This window comes from Marinobacter sp. S6332 (assembly GCF_023016045.1).
Taxonomy (GTDB): Bacteria; Pseudomonadota; Gammaproteobacteria; order Pseudomonadales; family Oleiphilaceae; genus Marinobacter.
Window position 1 is genome coordinate 399,362 of the sequence record NZ_JALKAP010000003.1, and the last position, 17,994, is coordinate 417,355.

General features: G+C 53.1%; 22 protein-coding genes. 9 read left to right on the forward strand and 13 right to left on the reverse strand.

Going from position 1 to position 17,994, the window contains the following annotated elements; translation table 11 throughout:
- Nucleotides 1–121: 121 nt before the first annotated feature.
- Both MWU62_RS06540 and MWU62_RS06545 read right to left on the reverse strand, forming a co-directional pair.
- A complete protein-coding gene (locus MWU62_RS06540; protein WP_247114090.1) occupies nt 122–622 on the reverse strand; it encodes a hypothetical protein in 501 nt (166 codons plus the stop codon).
- Nucleotides 622–945, reverse strand: coding sequence for a hypothetical protein (locus MWU62_RS06545; RefSeq protein WP_247114091.1), 324 nt, complete (start codon nt 943–945; stop codon nt 622–624). Before MWU62_RS06545 ends, MWU62_RS06540 begins: the two co-directional genes overlap by 1 nt.
- Nucleotides 946–1,216: 271 nt before the next feature.
- Here MWU62_RS06545 and MWU62_RS06550 point away from each other — a divergent pair, with 271 nt between their 5' ends.
- Nucleotides 1,217–1,999 carry a transporter substrate-binding domain-containing protein gene (locus MWU62_RS06550; protein ID WP_247114092.1) on the forward strand — a complete coding sequence of 261 codons (783 nt, stop codon included), beginning with the start codon at nt 1,217–1,219 and terminating at the stop codon, nt 1,997–1,999.
- Between the two features lie 30 nt (nt 2,000–2,029).
- Here the strand turns inward: MWU62_RS06550 and MWU62_RS06555 are convergent, their stop codons facing one another.
- The gene (locus tag MWU62_RS06555) at nt 2,030–2,884 is read right to left on the reverse strand and encodes a DNA ligase (RefSeq protein WP_247114093.1); all 855 of its coding nucleotides are present in this window, start codon (nt 2,882–2,884) and stop codon (nt 2,030–2,032) included.
- 277 nt (nt 2,885–3,161) lie between these two features.
- Between MWU62_RS06555 and MWU62_RS06560 the strand changes: the two genes are divergently transcribed.
- The gene (locus MWU62_RS06560) at nt 3,162–3,422 is read left to right on the forward strand and encodes an acyl-CoA-binding protein (RefSeq protein ID WP_247114094.1); all 261 of its coding nucleotides are present in this window, start codon (nt 3,162–3,164) and stop codon (nt 3,420–3,422) included.
- An 83-nt stretch (nt 3,423–3,505) separates the two neighbouring features.
- On the opposite strand, the gene MWU62_RS06565 is transcribed toward MWU62_RS06560, so the two are convergent.
- Nucleotides 3,506–3,964 (reverse strand): hypothetical protein, encoded by a 459-nt coding sequence (locus MWU62_RS06565; protein WP_247114095.1) that lies wholly within the window; start codon nt 3,962–3,964, stop codon nt 3,506–3,508.
- Between the two features lie 189 nt (nt 3,965–4,153).
- On the opposite strand from MWU62_RS06565, the gene greB reads away from it, so the two are divergent.
- Nucleotides 4,154–4,627: a transcription elongation factor GreB gene (gene greB / locus MWU62_RS06570; RefSeq protein ID WP_216007006.1), complete on the forward strand. Its 474-nt coding sequence runs from the start codon at nt 4,154–4,156 to the stop codon at nt 4,625–4,627.
- 283 nt (nt 4,628–4,910) lie between these two features.
- Entirely contained in the window at nt 4,911–5,192 is a 282-nt protein-coding gene (locus MWU62_RS06575) for a hypothetical protein (protein WP_247114096.1), read from the forward strand.
- Here MWU62_RS06575 and MWU62_RS06580 read toward each other — a convergent pair.
- The 8 genes from MWU62_RS06580 to ftsY form a co-directional block, all read right to left on the reverse strand.
- Complete coding sequence (locus MWU62_RS06580) at nt 5,189–6,676, reverse strand: HAMP domain-containing sensor histidine kinase (protein WP_247114097.1); 1,488 nt, start codon at nt 6,674–6,676, stop codon at nt 5,189–5,191. The genes MWU62_RS06575 and MWU62_RS06580 overlap by 4 nt on opposite strands.
- On the reverse strand, nt 6,663–7,343 hold the full coding sequence (locus MWU62_RS06585; protein ID WP_113816488.1) for a response regulator transcription factor: 681 nt from the start codon (nt 7,341–7,343) through the stop codon (nt 6,663–6,665). Before MWU62_RS06585 ends, MWU62_RS06580 begins: the two co-directional genes overlap by 14 nt.
- Before the next feature lie 108 nt (nt 7,344–7,451).
- Nucleotides 7,452–8,225, reverse strand: a complete 774-nt coding sequence (hyi, locus tag MWU62_RS06590) for a hydroxypyruvate isomerase (protein WP_247114098.1) — start codon at nt 8,223–8,225, stop codon at nt 7,452–7,454.
- A gap of 5 nt (nt 8,226–8,230) precedes the next feature.
- Nucleotides 8,231–9,142, reverse strand: a complete 912-nt coding sequence (locus MWU62_RS06595) for an NAD(P)-dependent oxidoreductase (RefSeq protein ID WP_247114099.1) — start codon at nt 9,140–9,142, stop codon at nt 8,231–8,233.
- Nucleotides 9,143–9,379: 237 nt separating this feature from the next.
- Nucleotides 9,380–10,240, reverse strand: coding sequence for an RNA polymerase sigma factor RpoH (gene rpoH / locus MWU62_RS06600; protein ID WP_200362462.1), 861 nt, complete (start codon nt 10,238–10,240; stop codon nt 9,380–9,382).
- A gap of 195 nt (nt 10,241–10,435) precedes the next feature.
- Nucleotides 10,436–11,449, reverse strand: coding sequence for a permease-like cell division protein FtsX (gene ftsX, locus MWU62_RS06605; protein ID WP_247114100.1), 1,014 nt, complete (start codon nt 11,447–11,449; stop codon nt 10,436–10,438).
- On the reverse strand, nt 11,439–12,128 hold the full coding sequence (gene ftsE, locus MWU62_RS06610) for a cell division ATP-binding protein FtsE (protein WP_247114101.1): 690 nt from the start codon (nt 12,126–12,128) through the stop codon (nt 11,439–11,441). The genes ftsX and ftsE overlap by 11 nt, the downstream gene beginning before the upstream one ends.
- 39 nt (nt 12,129–12,167) lie before the next feature.
- Nucleotides 12,168–13,385, reverse strand: a complete 1,218-nt coding sequence (gene ftsY, locus MWU62_RS06615; protein ID WP_247114102.1) for a signal recognition particle-docking protein FtsY — start codon at nt 13,383–13,385, stop codon at nt 12,168–12,170.
- 159 nt (nt 13,386–13,544) lie between these two features.
- Here ftsY and rsmD point away from each other — a divergent pair, with 159 nt between their 5' ends.
- The gene (gene rsmD, locus MWU62_RS06620) at nt 13,545–14,192 is read left to right on the forward strand and encodes a 16S rRNA (guanine(966)-N(2))-methyltransferase RsmD (protein ID WP_247114103.1); all 648 of its coding nucleotides are present in this window, start codon (nt 13,545–13,547) and stop codon (nt 14,190–14,192) included.
- On the opposite strand, the gene MWU62_RS06625 is transcribed toward rsmD, so the two are convergent.
- On the reverse strand, nt 14,168–15,346 hold the full coding sequence (locus MWU62_RS06625; protein WP_247114104.1) for a fatty acid desaturase: 1,179 nt from the start codon (nt 15,344–15,346) through the stop codon (nt 14,168–14,170). The genes rsmD and MWU62_RS06625 overlap by 25 nt on opposite strands.
- Before the next feature lie 164 nt (nt 15,347–15,510).
- On the opposite strand from MWU62_RS06625, the gene mutM reads away from it, so the two are divergent.
- The 4 genes from mutM to hslR all read left to right on the forward strand — a co-directional run bounded on the left by mutM (nt 15,511) and on the right by hslR (nt 17,982).
- Nucleotides 15,511–16,323, forward strand: a complete 813-nt coding sequence (gene mutM, locus MWU62_RS06630; protein ID WP_247114105.1) for a bifunctional DNA-formamidopyrimidine glycosylase/DNA-(apurinic or apyrimidinic site) lyase — start codon at nt 15,511–15,513, stop codon at nt 16,321–16,323.
- A 120-nt stretch (nt 16,324–16,443) separates the two neighbouring features.
- Entirely contained in the window at nt 16,444–16,776 is a 333-nt protein-coding gene (locus MWU62_RS06635; protein WP_247114106.1) for a hypothetical protein, read from the forward strand.
- Between the two features lie 67 nt (nt 16,777–16,843).
- Nucleotides 16,844–17,533 carry a GMP/IMP nucleotidase gene (gene yrfG / locus MWU62_RS06640; RefSeq protein ID WP_247114107.1) on the forward strand — a complete coding sequence of 230 codons (690 nt, stop codon included), beginning with the start codon at nt 16,844–16,846 and terminating at the stop codon, nt 17,531–17,533.
- A gap of 41 nt (nt 17,534–17,574) precedes the next feature.
- Nucleotides 17,575–17,982 carry a ribosome-associated heat shock protein Hsp15 gene (gene hslR, locus MWU62_RS06645; RefSeq protein ID WP_200362482.1) on the forward strand — a complete coding sequence of 136 codons (408 nt, stop codon included), beginning with the start codon at nt 17,575–17,577 and terminating at the stop codon, nt 17,980–17,982.
- Nucleotides 17,983–17,994 lie beyond the last annotated feature (12 nt).

Here is a 17,994-nt window from a genome sequence, read left to right on the forward strand (position 1 = left end):
ATGAAAAATTAAAATAAATCATATGGTTATACGAAAACCACCAAACCACTCCAATTACTCGAAAGCACAGGACAAAGGATTTCCCAGAAGGTTTATTCGAGCTGGTAGGGCCAAGAGAAAGCTATTCGGCTGAGGGCTTGTCTGCGGAAGGCGCGGAACCGTGCGATTCGGAGGTGGCGGAGGTAGGAGCCTGGCGCATCAGAACCATACCGCCTTGAAGCAATAAATTTTTCAATCTGGGGTCAGCCTGCTCAGCAACGCCCACGGCAAAGGCCAAAGCAGCAGCTTCAAGGGGGTTTTGCGCTATTAGCGACCGCAAAACTTCAATGGGGGATCCTGAGCCAGAGGTTGAAGCGCCGCCCTCGCTATCTTTGCGGGATTTGGCAGGACGAGTCATGCGATAGAAGAACAGTGCGAGCAAGCACAAGCATGCAAACCCGGTAATCGCCATGGCCCCTGGCTTTCCCACAAAAGGAGCCAAAGCCAGAACCGCTGCATTGACCAAAAAATAAAAGCCGGTAACTAGCAGCGCTGTAAGCAGCACCAAGGCCAACACCACACCGGTGATGGCCGCAACAACTTTACGAAGGGTGCTTTGGATCGTTGCAGAGTCGGGAAGCATTAGCGATCGAGCATTTTGCCTACGATAACACCTGCCAAAAACATGAGGATGATACTGAGAAACGGCCTTTCCTCAATTTTGTGCTCCACACTCTCTACGGTTTGCGAACCCGCCTCTGTAGCGCGAGTAAGGGCAGCATCGCCGCGCTTGCGCAGATTATCAAACACGGCTTGCGCCTCGCGGCTGATTTCATCTTTCAGGTTACTGGCATTGGCCTTCTGGCCATCTGCAACAGCCTTGGTAAGTGATGCCATATCTTCCCGCAGTAGCTGGAGATCTTCTTTAACGCGGGCGTAATCATCTTTTGCTGTTTGCTTTTCCATGAGCTGTCTCCTGATTCGATTCCTGAGTTCATTCGACGACGGTCTAAGCTAGACTAACCTACTTACTGCCATGCAAGACCGCTCGAAAACTACTGTAGCACAGGGTTCTAGTTTCGTAACTGTACACTAACCCAGCAGAAAGCAGAGCGCCTGTAATGGGTAACCTGCTACGTTTTGTCACTGACATTTGCCTACGGACGAGCCATGATAAAACGTCGTGGTAAACAGCAGCCCTTCTGGGGCACCGGAATCAAAAAATAAGGACAAGCTAATGCCTATGCTGACTTTAACCTCTCGTAAGATCTTAAACGGCGTAAAAACTGGTTTGTTGTCGTTGATACTGACGGGATTCGCGGCATCAACAATAGCTGCCGACCGTTTATATATCTTTACCGAGAAGTATCCACCCTACAACGATACTGTGTCTGGTCAGGCGTTTGCCCATGACGAAGACGATATTACCGGCATCTGTAGCGATATGGTTAAAGCCGCCCTCGCCCGGCTAGATTACGATTATGTCATGAAAATGCGAGCCTGGAGCTATGCCTATAGCTGGGTTCAGGGGCGTGAAAACCACGGCCTTTTTTGCACCGCTAGAACGGATGAGCGTGAAAGCCAGTTCCAGTGGGCAGGCCCGTTAGCATCCATTAAATGGACACTCTTTGCCGCTCCGGATTCAGCGATCAGTCTGAACTCTTTGGACGATGCAAAAGATCTACAGATTGCTGGCTACAAGGGTGACGTAATGTCGGACTACCTGATCGACAAGGGGTTCAATGTTCTCACTGCCGTCTCAGGCGACGTGAATACACGGCGGCTAATGCTGGGACAAGCGGATTTGTGGGTAACAGACGGCTTGGTTGGCCCTCTGGTCGCCAAAGAAGAGCATGGTATCACCGGCTTAAAGCCGGTGCTGGTATTCCGCGAAACGCCCATGTACCTGGCTTTCAGTAACAGCACTGACCCCGCTATTGTGGCCGACTTTCAGCGAGCGTTGGACGAGGCCCGCAAAGCAGGCGAGTTGGACAGAATTGAAAACAGCTATAGACAGTAATCTGAGGCTTCATGCCTCGCCAGTGGCTATCTAAGGTTTTGGTGGCTCATCGTCACGCACGCGCAAAAAGCTTGCAAAGCGTGGCAGGCCGGTTGCTGTTAGGCCGTAGTACTTGAAGGTTATATGCGTTCCCGGTGCGGGCGGGTGCGCGCGGACCTCATCATTAAACCCTGTTCCGATGCGAAAACGGCGGCCATTTGGAAGCTCTACTTTCAGCGCTCCCATCATGCCCCGCAGGCGCCCTTTGCCTGCTATGCGCTCAACCACCACAGCCTCTGCATCTTCAAAGGCTTTCACCTTCAACAGGTCATCAGAGCGGCCTGCCTCGTAAGAGCTTTCCCGCCGCTTTAACATGAGGCCCTCACCACCTTCAGCGATAACTCTGTCCAAATCAGCCATCAACGCAGAGTGCGAGGAAGTTGGCTTTTGTTGCACCAGCTTCAGGTAGGGTGAATCCGCACTGTCTATCAGTGCCTGCAACCGCTCATAGCGTTCATGAAATAGCCCGGCGCCCGGCAAATCAAATACATGAAATCGGATACGGCGCCATTCGGCGTCGATGGGCGCCTGCTTACGAACCGCACCCGACAGCTCCGAAAAGCGTTGCCGCCCCATCCATAGCTCGCCATCCAGTGGAATATCAGGAAGGCCAGCAATGAACCATTCTGGCGCCCTGTAAACATTGCCATTACGGGATAAAAACGCATGCCCGTTCCAATAAGCTCTCACTCCATCCAACTTTTCGCTGACCCAGTAATCCTCTAGGGCAACCCCCTGTTGATAAGTGCTGGCGAGAGGTACCGGCTGCGGTTCAATCTCACTGGCACGCGCAGCACAGGTTAAAAGCAAAAATAAGGCTGGAATGAACCTCCATGTACACATCATTTGCACGCGTCTAATCCTTAACGTTTATCGTCCATTGATCTGGCTAAAAACCTACACAGACAAGCCAGACTTCTCAAGCAAACTCACCAATAGAGCACCAAACTGTGAGCGCTGGCATACTTTTATCAAGGCATCTGTACCTGCGCACACACTTGTGACCTACTGGCCAAAGCAGTCAGAAAATCGGTCAATGACGGCAAGCAACGCGATGGCTATACTCCTGCAAGCACATGTATAGCTTCAAGGCATTATCACAAAAACCAAGGAGGAGATTGATATGAGCGATTTGAAAACCAGTTTCGACGAGGCGGTAAACTACATTCAGACTGCGGAAGGTGACTTCAAGCCGTCCAACGAAATGAAGCTGGAGTTTTACGCGCTGTACAAACAAGGCACCGAAGGCGACGTATCGGGCAAGCGCCCGGGCATGATGGACTTTGTTGGCCGCGCCAAGTATGACGCCTGGGAAAAGTGCAAAGGCATGTCAAAAGAAGAAGCGATGCAAAAGTACATCGACAAACTCGAGTCCCTCAAGTAAGCCAACCTGCACTTCGATCCCGGCTTGGAACATACCGCCGGGATCGCCTCTCTGCCTATGTACCGGTTAACCTGAAGAAGCACTCAACGGTCGGTTACATTCAAATTGAGCGCATCGTAAGTACGGTTGTTCGGCGGACGAATCACAAAATTATCGCTGTGCGTTTGCCCAGGAATAGACTTGGGTGTACTGAAGCGAAACTCGACTGGAATCTCAGAGCGCCCTAGATCTGTGCGGCCATCACCGGGCTGCAACGCAAGCGGGTCTAAATAAAAGTCACCCTTTCCTACTTGCTGTACCGGAATGCCCTCGGCTGGCGCTGACAGGGCGCCCTCAATCACCGTTTCTGATAGAGCGTCTTCCTCAATTGAGCTAAAAGAAATTGTCTCCAGAGTGGAGCGCTCCTCAACTTCAAATACCTCATTCTCGCCGGAACTGGTCTGTGCGCTTGCCAATCCTGCTACCATGAGCAATAGAAAAGCAGGAACACACCTAGAGCGAAGCGATTCAGGCGATCCAGCAATACGTTGTAACAGGTTCATGGCGTCCATCCTCCGAGACACACTCTGTCTTAAATGTGTCAAATTTTAATCAGTCTATCGCCAAACCGGCCGTATTTCTCAGTTGATTGACCGTTTTGTGACAACTTTCACTGGTAAAAATGATTAGACCGCCACGCTTGCAGCCTCTTTGTTCCCGGTACACACTCTCTTGCAAAAATAGGAGCAGCCTTGAAGACACCACTTATCACCCGACAGGGCTACGATGACCTGCAAAAAGAGCTTGATGAACTCTGGCGATTTGAACGCCCGGAGATCACCAAAAAGGTTACTTGGGCAGCCAGTCTTGGTGATCGCAGCGAAAACGCAGACTACCAGTACAACAAGAAGCGGCTTAGGGAAATTGATCGCCGGGTGCGTTATTTAAGGCGCTGTTTGGACAACCTCAAAGTGGTAGAGCATCATCCGGAGCAAGAAGGGAAGGTTTTTTTCGGAGCTTGGGTAGAAGTCGAAAACGATGATGGCAAAACCCTGAAATTCCGAATCGTAGGCTACGATGAGATATTCAACCGCAATGATTACATTTCCATTGATTCGCCCATGGCCCGGGCTCTGCTAAAAAAGCAAGTGGGCGACGAGGCTGAGGTAAGAACCGATGCAGGAACAATCACTTGGTATATCAACAGCATTGCTTACGATAAATAGTGCAACTGGCCAACCACTCTTATTGAAGCTTTTCCATCAAGCATAAAAAAACCCCGTAAAAACGGGGTAAGGCTAGCGCTGTGCTGGAGGGAGAAACAAGCGGCTATACATGCTTGCTTCAAACTACCCATCCTATTCTCCACACCCTGCATTACCCAGCCCTTGCCGGCGAGTTACCTTTTGGTCAGCCTCTGCATCAGGAATTAGGTTGTACACTCTAGGGAACGCCTATAGCTTTCGGGTAACAAACCTTATATCCGCTTCCAGCTTTGGAGATAGCATAATGAACACACAGAAGCTCCTGAATATAGCTCTAGAAGGCATAGACGCCGTAGGTTTCCGTCTTGACCAGATGGGCATTACCGGAAAAGTTAACCGGCACAACATTGCAGCTTTTTTGATGTCAGAACAGAAGCATCTAGAAGGTGAGTGGGACAGCATTCAGGTGCGCATAAACCTTCGCCGCTCACAGTTTGAGCGTATTACCCAGCAAATTGAAACCCGTGCCGACACGCTGATCGCTCCGGTTATGTCACAGGTAAACCGGTTCCGCCCGAGCCACTAAGACTCGGATACGGTCGGTTTCTGTGCCACAGCGGCACCAGCACTGACAGAGTCACTTTCCTGCCCCGCCTGCTTAGCCCTGATGCGTTTACGTACATGGGTGGGGGCAGGCATATACACCGCGACCGTAAGGCCTGATGGTTGCGCTTCTTCATTAGTGTCGCTCAGCACAATCCGCCCTTTGTGGATTTCCGCCACCGCGCTCACCAAGCTGAGCCCCAAACCATTGCCGGGAAGCGAGCGACTCTTACCAACCCTGTAAAAGCGCTGAAATACCTGATCTTTCTCATCATCAGGAATACCGATACCACTGTCTCTAACTTCGAAAACAGCGTCCTCCCCCTCCTTCCGCACAACCACGCCAATGGCGCCCTGCTCGGGTGTATATTTGATGGCATTATCAATCAGGTTGCTGATCATCTGAAATAGCAGATCACGGTCGCCTTCAATGATTACACCCGGCTCAAGGGACTGCTCAAACGTTTGCTCTTTGTCTTCCGCCAATGCTTCATATAGCTCGCAGGCATCTGACACCAACTCATCCAGTGCCACCCGCTTCATGTCAGAAGAATTACCTTTCGTCTCCAAGCGCGCGATACGCAAAAGAGCATTAAAGGTGGCAAGTAGTTGGTCCGCTTCTGCAACAGCACGGCCTGCTTGCTCGCGGGCCTCATCGTTATCAACGGACATCAAGGTGTTTTCGAGCTGGTTTCTCAGGCGGGTGAGCGGAGTGCGAAGGTCGTGGGCAATACTGTCAGACACATGCCGAATACCTTCCATCAGGTAGACGATTCTGTCCAACATTTGATTCAGGTTTTCTGCAAGCTGATCAAAGTCATCCTCTGTACCGCGCGTAGGTATGCGCAGTGAGAGGTGTCCGTTCATAATTCGTCGGGAGGTATTGTTGATGACCTCGATGCGGCGAATGGTGTTTCGACTCATCAGGTAACCGCCGAGCAACGCCAAAGCTAGGGTGATTCCCATTCCCCAGTTAATGGCGGTTTCAATCACTCGTTTGAGGTTGGTGAGTTCGTCGACATCTCTGCCGACCAATAACCTCAATCCACCCTGAACTTCGAAGATTCGAGCCCGGGCCAAGCGCTCCGGCCCCGTCCAGCCCACTGCAGAACTGAGCGTGAAGTTAACCCAACCGCCTTCTGAGGGGCTGCCTTCCGGCCAGGTTTCTAAGTTACCTGCCAGTTTGAGGAAATCTTCGGTAGTCAGCAGATAGATCGTTTTTGCATTGGGGTCGCGAGCAACCCGCTCACGAATAATCGTGATCAGGCCGTTTACGCCACGCCCCCTGTACTGTTCCGCCAGCCCAGCGATCTCCGCCTCAATGGTCTCGTCGGTCTGAGCGGTCATAAAGCCCGCTGTACGCCAGTAAATAAAGGCCAGTAACAAAAATACCGAGGTGGCAAACACCACCATGTACAGCAGGGCAAGCTGGAAGGACGATGTCCTGAGCTGGCTAAGCAGTTTCACGAAGCATGTATCCTGCACCACGGATGGTTTGCAGTAAGGGTGTCTCGAATTCCTTGTCGATCTTTGCCCGTAGACGGCTGATGTGCACGTCGATCACATTAGTCTGGGGATCAAAATGATAATCCCAGACCTTTTCCAACAGCATGGTTCGGGTAACCACTTGACCAGCATTACGCATCAAGTACTCCAGCAACCGGAACTCACGGGGTTGAACGTCAATGTTCTGGCCAGAGCGTTTTACGGTTCGAGCCAACAGATCCATTTCCAAATCGGCAACCCGAAGCACGGTTTCGGTTTCCGCAGACTGGCGATTCCTGCGAACCAGCGACTCAATTCGGGCGAGAAGTTCTGTAAAAGAAAAAGGTTTGGTCAGGTAATCATCACCGCCGCCCCGCAAGCCCTCAACGCGATCATCAACATCGCCCAAGGCACTCAATATAAGTACCGGCACCTGATTTCCCGTAGCGCGGACCGTCTTGATGATAGAGAGCCCGTCCATGCCCGGGAGCATACGGTCGACAATCATGATGTCGTACTCTTCACTGGCGGCCATCATCATGCCATCTTTGCCGTCGGCAGCATGATCGACTACGAAGTCTGATTCCTTCAGCCCTTTAACAAGATAATTTGCTACGTCCTGATCGTCTTCGATTACCAGCGCTTTCACCGGATCCCCTCCTGATAGCGGATTACATTAACAACAGAGTACGAATATCTCGGGACACCGGCCAGTTACGATCTTGTAAGAGGGTGTCGCTAATGGCGACGGGCGGCCTTAGATTGGCAACCAGTGCAAGCTATCTGCCGTGGTGCCAGAGGGCCGATATTCCGCACTTACCCAGCCGTCATAATCCATTTTGTCGATGGCAGAAAAAACATTCGAAAAGTTAATCTCCCCGGTTCCCGGCTCATGTCGGCCCGGGTTATCGGCAAACTGGATATGCCCAATCCATGGCAGCAAGCACTCCATGGAGCGCACCAGATCGCCCTGCATGATTTGCATGTGGTAGATGTCATATTGCAGGCGCAGGTTATCGACATCCACTTCCTCAATCAGCGCCATGACTCTAGCAGACGTATCAAGAAAAAAACGGGGCATATCGACCCGCGAGTTTATTGCCTCAACACACAACGTAATGCCCTCACCCTCCAGCTTATCCGCTGCCCAGGCCACATTCGCCACCAGCGTTTGCCAGGCCGTGTCTTCATCCAGTTCCACTGGCTTCAATCCAGCCAAACAGTTCAGCCGTTTACACCCCAGCGCTCGCGAGTACTCAATCGCCTGACTAACACCTGCGCGGAACTCATCCACCCTATCCGGCAAGCATGCAATGCCACGCTCCCCTGCATTCCAATCACCTGGGGGAAGATTGAACAGAGCTTGAGTCAAACCATTGTCTTCCAAGGCCTTGCTGAGCTGTTCCTTGGGCCACTCATAGGGGAAAAGAAACTCCACGCCTGTAAACCCAGCCTCCGCCGCCTTGGCAAAGCGCTCGGTAAACGGCACTTCGGTGAATAGCATCGATAGATTGGCAGCAAAACGCGGCATGGCAGTTACTCCTTAGATCCCGAGCCAGCAGCACCAAGGCGGGTGCGATTCATATGCTCCAATTCCAACAGCAGGCCACTGTGGTCTGCGTCACTGTGGCCATTAGCAACCAGAGACAGATATTCATTATGCACCTGCTGTGACAAGGGTAGCGTTAATCCTTCAGCGCGGGCTTCATCCAAAATCATCCGCATGTCTTTCAACTGGATGCGCGCTGGCGCGCCGGGCGAAAAATCCCTGTCGATCATGCGCTGACCATGCAACTCAAGAATCCGGCTGCCAGCAAAACCACCCATTAGCGCCTCCCGCACAGCGGCCGGATCAGCCCCTCCTTTGGCAGCCAACAACAGAGCCTCAGACACAGCCCCGATGGTAATCCCGACAATCGCCTGGTTAGCCAATTTGGCAAGCTGCCCGGCGCCTACGGGCCCAATCCGCGTGCACTTGCCCAGCACCTCAAATATCGGCTGCGCCCGGAGAACATCATCCTCAGAACCGCCAGCCATAATGCTCAATCGTGCTTCCTCTGCCCCCAGAGTTCCACCGGAAACCGGCGCATCCACATAACCTGCCCCCTGTTCCGCTGCAAGTGCAGCGTGCCGACGAGCCACCGATGGCTGAATGGAGCTCATATCAATCACCAGAGCGCCCCGCTTAATGGCTTTTATAGCACCGCTGGCAACCATCACCTGCTCTACCACATCACTGTTTTCCAGCATGGTGATAATGACATCGGCGGTTCGCACTGCGTCAGCGGGGGTGGCCGCGACAGTTGCCTCAGCAGCAAACGGCTCACACTTGCTGGCGGTGCGATTCCATAAATTCATGGAAAAACCTGCATCCAGCAGATTACGGGTCATGGGTGCCCCCATGAGGCCGATGCCAAGAAAGGCGATTCGGGGGAGTTTTTCAGTCATTTTAGAGGTCTCGGCTTCAAGTATCGGGAAGAAGTAATTGGGCAGGCCCTTCCAAAACCGTGCGGAGCCATGGATGGCGGAGCCGAGCGTACAGGGATGTATTCACAGCGTGTTTTGGAAGGGCCTGCCCAATTACTTCGTGCACCAAACTATAAGTCACAAGAGGCACAAACAAAAACGCCACCAACCGGTGGCCGGTGGTGGCGTTTTCAGAACACTTGCGGATGAGCTACCTTATCAGGCAGCTTCAGTCATCTGCGTGCGGATCTTCTTCATGGCATTCTTTTCCAGCTGGCGAATACGCTCGGCTGAAATACCGTACTTGTCTGCCAACTGATGCAGCGTTGCTTTATTCTCGGATAACCAACGCTCACGCAGAATATCCTGACTGCGCTCATCAAGCAGTTCCAACGCCTGCATTAAGCGACCGTTAGAGTCCTCTGACCAGTCCGCTTTTTCAAGCTGAACGGCAGGGTCGCTGCGGTGGTCTTCCAAATAGTACGCTGGCGCTTTGTAGGCGCTGTCGTCATCATCGTCCATCGGGCCATCAAAGGCAGTGTCGTGGGACGCCAAACGGCCTTCCATTTCGCGCACAACTCTGGGCTCAACACCCAAGTCGTCTGCAACTGCGTGCAGTTCATCGTGGCTCAACCACGCCAGCTTTTTCTTCTGGCTGCGCAAATTGAAAAACAGTTTACGCTGGGACTTGGTCGTCGCCACTTTCACAATGCGCCAATTACGCAGAATGAACTCGTGAATCTCTGCTTTGATCCAGTGCACCGCGAAAGACACCAACCGCACCCCGTATTCCGGATTGAAGCGCTTGACGGCCTTCATCAAGCCAACGTTACCTTCCTGAATCAAATCCGCCTGAGCCAATCCATAACCGGAATAGCTGCGGGCTATATGGATAACAAAACGCAAGTGGGACAACACCAGTTGGCGAGCCGCATCTACGTCTTCTTCGTAGTGCAGTCTCTCGGCCAACTCCCGTTCTTCATCCACGGTGAGTACCGGAATGCGACTCGCGGCCTGAATATATGCCTCAAGATTTGCGCCCGGAACAAGTTTTTCAATGAGCTGTAAGCTCGTACCCATGCTGTATCCTCCGAACCTGACGGTCGCATAATATAACGAATAGAAATTAGACCGTCACGAACCCTAAAAGTTCCCGAATCCCCAAGTAAAACGTTCCAAATCAACTAAATGGAGAATTCTCCCTAACTTTAACTGCTTACGAACCTACTCCGGAATGGACTTTACTTCAATACGGTCTTTCCGCAGTCCGGATCATCAACTACCGGCAATTTCACCCGGCTCAATGTCATCAAGATGGCGCTTCACCGCTACCCAAGCGCCCAGCCAGCCTAGCAGCATTGCGGCAATAATCAACGCAAACGCACCATCAAGGCTCAAGCCGTTCAGTGAGAAGTCACTACGGTACAGTCCAGCGAGGCGTTCAACCGGGCCACTCAGCCACCACAGGGACAGCTGCAACAGTATCAAGGCAACAGCGCCCCCACCAAGACCAAACCAAGCACCGGTGTAAAGAAAAGGCCTGCGCACAAAACTGTCTGTGCCACCTACCAGTTTAGCGACCAGAATCTCATCACGACGGCTTTCTATGGACAGCCTCACGGTGTTGCCAATCACCAGTACCACCGCTGCGGCCAGCAATATGGCAAGCGCCCACACAGCCCGCGCAAGTAGGTCTGTCATAGCGTTGAGGCGCTGTAGCCAGCCTAGATCCACCTGAACCCGTTCAACCCCCTCCATGCCTTCTATAAACGTTACCAGAGCTGCAACACCGTCGGCAGACCGAGCGCTTTCCTCAGGCGTGACCAGCAACGTGTGGGGTAGGGGGTTCTCTTCTAAATAGTCCAAAGCATCATCAAGGCCCGACGATGCCCGGAACTCTGCCAAGGCACGATCGCGATCAATCAATTCCAGCTCGGCTACGCGTCCATCTCCGCCGATCTCACCGGCTAAGGCTTGAGTCTGCTCAAGACTAGCGCTCATTTTCATGTAGGCGGTTACACGGGCACTACTTTCCCACCCAGCGCTCACGCCTTGCAGACTGGCTAACAGCAACAGGAGCGCAACCGGCAAAGCCAAAGCCACACCCATAACAGTCCACGTCATCAGGCTCGCCACCGGCGTTCGCCACATACGAACTGCGCTATCACGAGCTACTTTGCGGTGATGGATAAAATAGGATTCAGCCTGCTCGCGCCAAGGGGATCGAGACGTTTTGGCGCCTCTTTCAGCGTCTGCCTTACGGGGTTTGGATGAAGGATCAGCGGCCACCGGCACCTCCCTGAAGCGGGTTACCACCGGCAATCAGATTACCGTGATCCAGAGTTAATGTGCGCCGGTTCATCTCGTTGATCAGCGCAAGGTCGTGACTGGCTATGAGCACTGTTACACCAACCTGACTGAACTGCGCGAATAGGTTCATGATGTCTGCTGACAGTTTTGGATCCAGATTACCCGTGGGCTCATCCGCCAACAGTAGCGGTGGCTTGTTCACCACAGCCCGGGCGATGCCTACGCGCTGCTGCTCACCGCCCGAGAGCTGTAAGGGATTCATTTTTTCTTTGCTCAGCAAACCAACCTTATCCAGCGCAGCTCTTACCCGCCGCCCTACGTCACGCGGAGTAGCGCCCATAACTTCCAAAGGCATGGCGACGTTGTTGAATACGGTACGATCAAAAAGCAGCTGGTGGTTTTGAAACACCACGCCAATGTGGCGACGAATGTAAGGAATCTGTCGCCTTGGCAGGCTATTCAAGATCTGGCCACCCACCACCACTTCCCCGGCACTGGGACGTTCCATAACCATAAGCAGTTTCAGCAGGGTACTTTTGCCCGCACCAGAATGCCCTGTCAGAAAGGCCAGTTCACCACGGGCTAGATGAAAATTCACCTGTCGCAATGCGGTATGATCACTGTCATACCGCTTGGTAACCTGACGAAATTCGATCATGGCGGGCTATTGCTCCACTAGTTCAGGTAGCAAGGCAAACTATTCTGCGAACAATGCGTCCACAAAGGTTTCGGCATCGAAGCTGCGCAGATCATCAACTTGCTCACCCACACCGATAAAGCGAATAGGAAGCTGCAACTGGCGGGCAATGGCGAACACGATGCCGCCTTTGGCTGTACCGTCCAGCTTCGTTAAGGTGATACCGCTTACGCCAACCGCCTTCTGGAACACTTGTGCCTGACTCAGTGCGTTCTGCCCTGTGCCCGCATCCAGTACCAGCATGACTTCGTGAGGCGCAGTGTCATCTAGCTTTTTCATGACCCGAACGACTTTTTCCAGCTCGCTCATTAGGTTGTCTTTATTCTGCAACCGGCCTGCCGTATCGGCGATCACAACATCCACGCCCCGGGACTGGCCTGACTGTATGGCATCAAAAATCACCGATGCGCTATCAGCGCCGGTATGTTGAGCCACAACGGGAACATTATTGCGCTCACCCCAAACCTGAAGCTGCTCAACAGCGGCAGCACGGAAGGTATCACCTGCCGCCAGCATGACGGATTTGCCTTCGCTTTGGAGCTTTTTCGTAAGTTTGCCGATTGTGGTGGTCTTGCCAACGCCGTTCACGCCGACCATTAAAATGACGTATGGCTTAGTTCCCGAATCAATCGTCAGCGGCTTGGTGACATCTTTAAGCAAACCATGCAATTCATCTCGCAACGCCTTGCGTAGTGCTTCGCCATCTTTTAATTGATTGCGCTGGAGTTTGTCAGTGAGGGATTCAATAATTTCTGAAGTGGCAGTCACGCCCACATCGGCCATCAGCAGAGTGGTCTCGATTTCCTCCAGTAGGTCTTCATCGATCTTCTTACCAACGGCAAAAAGATCGGCCATACCACCGGTGAGGCTCGCCCGGGTTTTACCCAAACCCTGTTTGATGCGCTCGAATACGCTGAGCTGGGGCGCAGCTTCCGGCTCCGGTATCTTTTCTGGTTCGGGTGCGCGCTCAAGCTCTGCCACTGTCTTCGGCGCAGGGGCGGCTGGCGCATCCGCAGGCTCTTCTGCCACGGGCTCGGGGGTAGCGTCCGGAGCTTTGCGCTCAACCGGTGCGGTGGGTGCGGGACCTTTCAGAGCCTCCGGTTTGCGCTGGGGTACGGGCTTCGGCCGCGGAACCCGGCGCCGGTTGCTGGCGATATCCAGAACAAATACGAATACAAGAAGGGCCAAAAGGCCGACTGAAATCCACTCTGCCATCATAAAGTCATACCGTCAGTCTGATTGGGCGGGACAAATAAAGCGCACATTCTAGCAGACTGTCCTCTGGAAGTGAGGGTCGTGTGGATTATCATGGAACACCGGTTTTCCGCTAAGATACGCCAGCCAGCAAGAACCCAGTCAGCTTCCGGAGCTTAGGATATGGCGCGAAGAAAACCCTCAGGCCCGCGGCTTTCAAGCAAGCCCTCAAAAAACGAAGCCCGGAACTCGGGAACCAGCGGTGAGTTGCGCATTATCGGCGGCGACTGGCGCAGCCGTAAACTCCGCTTCCCTGACGCGGGAGGGGTGCGCCCAACGCCAGCACGCACGCGGGAAACTCTGTTCAACTGGCTTTCATTTCATTTGGCGGGAAGCGACTGTTTAGATTTGTTTTCCGGCTCAGGCGCGCTTGGCTTCGAGGCGCTTTCCAGAGGCGCCGCCCATGCCACGCTGGTTGACAATAACCCCGCTTTGGCAACGGCGCTGCGCAACAACCTTCGGCTTCTTGGCTCCGAGGCTGGCACGGTTACCTGCACCAACGTAGACACTTATCTCAGCCAGCGGGCGCGGCAGCCGTTTGATATCGTATTTATGGACCCGCCATTCCGGCAGGGCTGGTTAACAACACTGTTTCCGTTGCTGGATTCTCAGGGCTGGGTTAAGTCTGGGGGCTGGGTCTATGTGGAGCATGAGAGCGACCTGCCCACGCCAACTGCACCCGCCGACTGGCAGCTGCACCGGCAAAAAACCGCAGGACAGGTCACTTACTGCTTATATCGAGTTTCTCAGGCTGCAGGGCGCAGCGAGTAAGCTCGCAAATGGGCGGCAAACTCTTCCAAATAGCGGATGCCGCTGGCTTCAGCCTCTTTGCACCACTCCATCAATGCGTGCAGCTTATCCTGTGGTTTGAGCCCCCGCTGGCGCCAGAGAGCCTGTAAGTCGTTGCTCATCTCGTAGATCTGGCGCAAAACAGCGTTGCTTTCCAGAGCCGACTCCAGCGTTTCCTTCTCACGTGGCTTTATGAGGGTGACTTCCCGGGACAAAAGCTGCTTGAGCTTTCGGTAACGGGGCCGAATCTCGTCATCCATCAGGCTCTTTTGCTGGCGCAGAACCGGCTCTGTTACGCGCTTGCGATATTGGCGCATGATATCAAACCGGTTGTTGGCAATGGCCTGAACGGTTTCGACATCGACGTCCTGCTTACCCGGTACATAATGCGCAATGGGCCGATATCCTTTGGGCTTGGCTAGACCAAACAGCTGGAAAGTGCGGATGTAGCCCCAGCCGATATCCACCTCGTACCAACGACGCGAGAGCTTGGATGAGTTCGGGTAGGTGTGGTGGTTATTGTGCAGTTCTTCACCACCAATCAAAATGCCTAACGGAGAAATGTTGCGGGCATTGTCTGCACACTCAAAATTACGGTAGCCCATCCAGTGGCCAACTCCGTTCACCACGCCGGCTGCCCAGAAGGGTATCCAGACCATTTGCACAGCCCAAATCCAAATACCATGCACACCAAACAACGCTAAGTTAATAACCGCCATCAGCGCAATACCCAACACCTTATGGCGGCTATATATGTTGCGCTCGACCCAGTCATCCGGAGTACGCTGGCCGTAACGTTCAAGAGTCTCGGGTGTAGCCGCCGACGCATAGAGTTCCGCGCCTTCAAACAACACCTTCTTTATCCCAAGCACCACTGGGCTATGTGGGTCTTCCGCCGTTTCGCACTTGGCGTGATGCTTACGATGGATCGCGGTCCATTCTTTGGTATTCTGGGCAGTGGTCAGCCACAACCAAAAGCGGAAAAAGTGCTTCAGAACAGGGTGCAAATCCAATGAGTTGTGAGCTGAGTGGCGATGCAGATAGAGCGTTACACTGATGATAGTGATATGGGTCATACCCAAAGCAACTAAAATCAGCTGCATCACTGATAGGTCAAGGAGACCGTTAAACCACATAATTTATCCTCAAATCAAAATCTTGGGCGCCTGCAATTTTTGGCACCGGCACGATTACTTTAGCGTACAGCTGTTAGCCAGAACAACAGCTTTAAAATGCAAATTTGTTACTGTTCACATTTGCGCAACATTACGGCTCACACATTTGACCGGAGACAGTCTGCGTGCCCGAATTACCTGAAGTGGAAACCACAAGGCGCGGCATTGCGCCACACTGTGAAGGCCAAACCATCGACAAAATCAAGGTTCGCAATGGCAGCCTACGCTGGCCCGTGCCTGAGAACATCGCTGAACAAATGGAAGGCCAGATTATCCGAACAGTGGACAGGCGCGCGAAATACCTGTTCCTGAATCTGGATCACGGCACAGCCATCATCCACTTGGGCATGTCCGGCAGCCTTCGCATCGTCACGGATAACGCGCCAGCACAGAAACACGACCACATCGACCTTGTGCTGAATTCCGGCGTTATTCTGCGCTTCAATGATCCACGCCGATTCGGTTGTTGGTTGTGGGCCGAACCTGCTGCGACGCACCCACTAATTGCCAGCCTCGGCCCAGAGCCGTTGTCACCGGAGTTTACCGGTCGAATGCTCTTCCAACTCTCGCGCTCAAAAAACACCCCAGTGAAAGCCTTCATTATGGACAGCCACGTGGTTGTAGGCGTAGGCAACATATACGCCAACGAGGCCTTATTCAAAGCTGGCATTCACCCCCGACGCAAAGCTGGGCGCATCAGCCTCGATCGCTATCAACGCCTTGCGGAGGCCATTCGCGAAATTCTCGGTGCTGCGATTTTGATGGGTGGTACGACCCTGAGGGACTTCGTGAATAGTGATGGCAAGCCGGGCTACTTTGCTCAATCATTGCTCGTTTATGGCCGAACAGGGGAGCCCTGCCCAGAGTGCGAAACACCCTTGAAGGAAATCCGCATGAGCGGTCGGTCAACGGTGTACTGCACTCGGTGCCAGAGGTAGTTTTCCGGACAACTCTCTGCCTAAACCCCATGAAACTGCACAACTCCCAACGAATATTCGTTTGAAAATGCGCAAATATGATTCATAGTTAACAGAGGATCAACACTCAGGAGATACACCATGACCCGCACCATTTCACGCACCTTGATGGCCACGCTAGCGGCTTGCTTATTAGCTTTTTCATCCGTAGGCCACGCCCGAGCCATCGATGAAAGCCCGTCAGCCTTGGCGATGGCCGGTGACGCAGTGTTTGTGCGCCCCGTTCTATTGGCCACTACCGTTGTTGGTGCCGCCGTTTATCTAGTATCCCTGCCGTTTTCTCTACTTGGTGGCAATGCCGCTGAAGCTGGAGAAACGTTGGTAGTGGGCCCAGCGAAAGCGACTTTTGTACGCTGCCTTGGCTGCACCACAACTGGCCAAAAAACCGAGACTGTCGAGCAGTCTGATAAGTAACATTCCGGCTTGCCTCTTGCTGGCATCTGCGGCAGCCTGACGAAAATTCTTCAGGCTGTTTTTACTTATGATCAACTGGACGTCTCTCGAAACCGTGTTTCTGGACATGGACGGCACACTGCTTGATCTACACTTCGACAACCACTTCTGGCTGGAACACCTGCCCCGGCGCTACGCCGAACATTACGACCTGCATCCCGGAGAAGCAAAGCACCAGCTTATCAGCATGATCATGGCCGAGAAAGGCACTCTTAACTGGTATTGCACCGATTATTGGAGTGAGCGGCTCGCTATGGACATCACGGGCCTAAAGTCCGAAGTCGGTGACCGAATTGGTTATCGCCCTCACGTAGCGAACTTCCTTCAAGCACTCAAAAAAACCGGGCTGAGATCGGTCATTGTAACCAACTGCCACCCTGACCCTCTTGAGCTAAAGCTACAGCGCACAGGCCTCGACAGTTTTGTAGACAGCATTGTCTCTAGCCACCAGCTGGGCAAGCCCAAAGAAGACACTGCTTTCTGGCAAGACCTACAGCAATTGGCGCCATACCGTGCCGCCACTACTCTAATGGTGGATGACAGCTTTCCCGTTCTAGAAAGTGCTCGAGCCGCAGGCATTGCTCAGTGCTTGGGTATTTTGGCTCCAGATAGTACGCAAGCTGCCCGGGAGACGCATCCCGACATACCCTGTGTTCATCACTTTGACGAAATTCTGCCTTCCATTCACCGGCAAAGGCCTCTGCCATCTAATGGCTGAGAGCGCTATAATGCTGTCAAACGCCTATCAGGTGAGGAGACATGGCGGCATCCACTTCGGACGATCAACGGGTTAGACTCGACAAATGGCTTTGGGCTGCGCGATTCTATAAAACGCGCGCTCTTGCCAAAGAAGCGGTTGAAGGCGGCAAAGTTCACTACAACAACCAACGTTGCAAGCCCGGACGGCTGGTTGAGCCTGGCGCCACACTCACCCTGCGCCTCGGCTTTATGGAAAAAGTCGTGATTGTTGACGATATAAGTGAGCGCAGGCGCGGTGCGCCAGAAGCCCAGAAGCTCTATCACGAAACCGAAGACAGCGTAAAAAAGCGAGAAGATCTCTCGTGGCAACGCAAAACCATGCAAGCAGCCCAGCTACCGCCAGCCCGTCGGCCTTCCAAGAAAGATCGCCGTGACATTCAAAAATTTCGCGACCAGAACAGCATTTGAGCCACATCGATC